General features: G+C 53.4%; 4 protein-coding genes. 3 read left to right on the forward strand and 1 reads right to left on the reverse strand.

Annotated features, from left to right (window positions below; translation table 11 throughout):
- The first annotated feature begins 258 nt into the window (after positions 1-258).
- A complete protein-coding gene (locus EST62_RS12750; RefSeq protein WP_129052446.1) occupies positions 259-687 on the forward strand; it encodes a peptidylprolyl isomerase in 429 nt (142 codons plus the stop codon).
- A gap of 261 nt (positions 688-948) precedes the next feature.
- Here EST62_RS12750 and EST62_RS12755 read toward each other — a convergent pair whose 3' ends face one another.
- Positions 949-1155, reverse strand: a complete 207-nt coding sequence (locus EST62_RS12755) for a hypothetical protein (RefSeq protein ID WP_129052447.1) — start codon at positions 1153-1155, stop codon at positions 949-951.
- Between the two features lie 25 nt (positions 1156-1180).
- Between EST62_RS12755 and EST62_RS12760 the strand changes: the two genes are divergently transcribed.
- Complete coding sequence (locus EST62_RS12760) at positions 1181-2686, forward strand: sodium-dependent transporter (RefSeq protein ID WP_129052448.1); 1506 nt, start codon at positions 1181-1183, stop codon at positions 2684-2686.
- A 45-nt stretch (positions 2687-2731) separates the two neighbouring features.
- On the forward strand, positions 2732-3136 hold the full coding sequence (locus tag EST62_RS12765) for a hypothetical protein (RefSeq protein WP_129052449.1): 405 nt from the start codon (positions 2732-2734) through the stop codon (positions 3134-3136).
- Positions 3137-3351: the final 215 nt, after the last annotated feature.

Raw genomic sequence — 3351 nt, forward strand, 5'->3', positions numbered from 1 at the left:
AAACTGGGGGGCGGTTATCAATCAGTTTTCCATTAAATTCGAGGGAAGGATGCCTCTATGAAAACGACCGTTTACACACTTATCTGAACAGGCTCGACATCCCCCCATCCCTCTCGTCATTTCAGGCTCCTCCGGCAAAAAGTGTTATCTTGCGGCTTGATTTTTTTTCATGGGCAGTCGTTGGCTTTCGGTTCCGAGAAGAGTTGATGGTTTTTATGGCGGACGGCCCGATTATAAATGATTCAAGGAGAACGAGTTATGGCACAGGTAAAGAAAGGCGACAAGGTTCTGGTTCACTATACCGGCACGTATGAAGACGGCACGGTGTTCGACAGTTCGGCGGAGCGCGATCCGCTGGAGGTCACCGTCGGCAGCGGGATGGTGATTCAGGGCTTCGACCGCGCGCTGGTCGATATGGAGCCGGGCCAGAAAAAGACGGTCAACATTCCCGTGGACGAGGCGTATGGCCCGAGAGCCGAGGAGCTTATCGCGGAAATCAAGCGCGAGCAGGTTCCAGCTGACATTCCGCTCGAAGTTGGTCAGCAGCTCCAGCTCAGCCTCGCCGACGGCGGCGAAGCCATTGTGCTGATCGTCGATCTGACCGACACCACCGTCACGCTCGACGCCAACCATCCGATGGCTGGTCTCGACCTCAACTTCGAGCTCGAACTGGTCGAGATTCTCTGATCTTTTTTAAGACGGAACGGCGCCTCCGGCATGACGCCGGGGAGTGTCGCCACCGGTTTGCGTCATCACTCAGTGATCATGCAGGGGCAAGCCCCCGTGCTTGACCTCGGCTATTGAAAGAAATAGGGTTGAAGCCCTGATAGCGTTGGTGTTCTCCGTAACCCCCGGCTTGAAAGCCGGGGCAAAGGAAGAGCGTGCGAGAATGGATGTCCGCAGGGTTGAAACCCCGATGAAGGCAAGCGTGGCGGGACAGGGCGCATGTCAGAGGATTTCAATGCGGTCAATATCAGGGTCGGCATCGAACGTGCTCGTCGCTCGGTGTTTCTGCAGGGGCGCTTGGCGAATCGCCCGTACGCAATGCCATGCGGGTACGTGTTGGTTATCGCCATCGGCATCAGCATCGTAGTTTTTTGGCATGCCATTCGGAAATTTTGTATCCCCGAAGCGCCGCTTTGAGGATTTTTTCATTGCAACAAGAGCATTTCATTCGTCTATGAAACGCAACATGTGGGGTTCCCGGCTGGGATTCGTTCTCGCCGCCATCGGTTCGGCCATCGGCCTCGGCAATATCTGGCGCTTTCCCTATCTCTGCTACGAAAACGGCGGCGGCGCGTTTCTCATCCCCTACCTCATCGCGCTGTTCACCGCCGGAATTCCGTTGCTGATCCTCGAATTCGGCGTCGGCCACGAGCGCATCGGCAGCGCCCCGCTGGCGTTCCGCAAGATCGACAAAAAGTGGGAGTGGCTCGGCTGGTGGCCGCTCTTGTTCACCATGTTCGGCATCGTGCTCTACTACTCGGTGGTGATCGCCTGGTGCATCGATTTTCTCTTTTACTCGGTCAAGCTCTCCTGGGGAGCTGACGCCGAGGCCTTCTTTTTCAAGCAGTTCCTGCAACTCAGCAGCGGCCCGACCGAGATCAGTACCATCCGCACCCCGATCCTGTTCGGCCTGCTCGGAGTCTGGTCGCTGACCTGGGTCATCATCATGCGGGGCGTGAGCAAGGGGGTCGAGCTGGCGAACATGATTTTCATGCCGCTGCTGTTTGTCCTGACGCTGGCGCTGGTGTTCTGGTCGCTCAGCCTCGAAGGCGCCATGACCGGCATTGCGGCCTATCTCAAGCCCGATTTCACGAAGCTGACCGACCCCAATGTGTGGGTGAGCGCCTACGGCCAGATCTTTTTTACCCTGAGCCTCGGCTTCGGCATCATGATTACCTACGCCAGCTACATGCCTGAGAAGTCGAACATGACCGGCAGCGCCCTGATTACGGCGCTGGTGAACAGCGGTTTTTCGCTCGTCTCCGGCTTCGGCGTCTTCTCCATTCTCGGCTTCATGGCCACGACCCAGCAGGTGCCGGTCGATGAGGTGGTCAAGGAGAGCATCGGCCTGGCCTTCATCGTCTATCCCAAAGCGATCTCGATGATCGGCGATTTCGGCCCGATGTTCGGGATGCTCTTCTTCCTCAGCCTCACGGTGGCGGGCGTTTCGTCGGCCATCTCGATTGTCGAGGCCTTCGTCTCCGGCGTCGAGGACAAGTTTTCGATCAACCGCAAGATGCTCGCCACGGTGCTCTGCTTTTTCGGCTTCACCGGCGGCGTGATTTTTACCACCAACGGCGGCCTGTTCTGGCTCGACATCGTCGATCACTTCATCAACAACTACGGTCTGGTGCTCGCCGGAATCCTCGAATGCATCGTCGTCGGCTGGTTCTTCAACCTCGACCAGATCCGCAAACATCTCAACAAGGTCTCAAAAATTCAGCTCGGCCCGTGGTGGAGCTGGATCATCAAGCTCTTTCTGCCGCTCTCGCTCTCGGTCATTCTGCTCAACCAGCTCGTGCGCGAACTCAGTACCCCCTACGGCGGCTACACCTGGGCCAGCCTCATCGGCATCGGCTGGAGCTGGATCGTCATCTCTTTCCTGGTCGCCTTCATCCTCGCCGCCCAGCCGTGGCGGACGAACAATCATCTGGAAAAGGGGCGGGGAGATGAGCTGTGATGGGCGTTGGGAAAGAAAAATTTACAGTACCTGTATGAATCTAAGATGAAATATTGGATTCAAATATTATCAATTGTTGTGTCGTTGTTCGCGGCAGCAGCATTTGTTTATCATGGCGCCGGTGGGTTAAGAGAGCGTTATCTTGACTATGGCCTTATTATTTCTATTTTTGTGGCTTTATTTTCTGTGTTGTTGTTGCCATTTCAGCATGTAGTGGATAAAGGCTTTCGTGAGTTGAATAAAAAGGTAGATGAACTGATTGAGCGTCAGAAGAGAGAGATGCAAAATGTTGAAAACTCATTCCGCCGAATCATTGATGATACCGAATATATTGAGCATGTTGCTTTTGGTGGGTGGGTTCATGTTAGGCGAGGGCGTGCTCTTGAGTATGATATTAATGAAATGAAGAGGATGGAGAAGATGGAAAATAATAAAAATACTTTTTTTTAATAAAGGATCCTCGAAGCTCTGCTTCGAGGATCCTTTATTGATAATGGTATAGAAGTTAGCGTCGTAAAGCGAGAGTCTCTTTACTCGGATAAGGCGCAAAACTTTGTTGTTTTTTGTAATGAATCTCTATGGGATATATTCCCCGAAGCTCTGCTTCGTTAAAGATAAAAGTGTAATAATTGAGCACATATATTCATAAAAGTCATAATGTATCT

Origin of the sequence: Chlorobaculum sp. 24CR, from assembly GCF_004118635.1 — a bacterium.
Lineage (GTDB): Bacteria > Bacteroidota > Chlorobiia > Chlorobiales > Chlorobiaceae > Chlorobaculum.

Bases quoted from the DNA above. Each gene is read 5' to 3' on its own strand.
- EST62_RS12755 (WP_129052447.1), bottom strand. From the start codon at position 1,155: ATGAAAAAATCCTCAAAGCGGCGCTTCGGGGATACAAAATTTCCGAAT.
- EST62_RS12760 (WP_129052448.1), top strand. From the start codon at position 1,181: ATGAAACGCAACATGTGGGGTTCCCGGCTGGGATTCGTTCTCGCCGCC.
- EST62_RS12750 (WP_129052446.1), top strand. From the start codon at position 259: ATGGCACAGGTAAAGAAAGGCGACAAGGTTCTGGTTCACTATACCGGC.
- EST62_RS12765 (WP_129052449.1), top strand. From the start codon at position 2,732: ATGAAATATTGGATTCAAATATTATCAATTGTTGTGTCGTTGTTCGCG.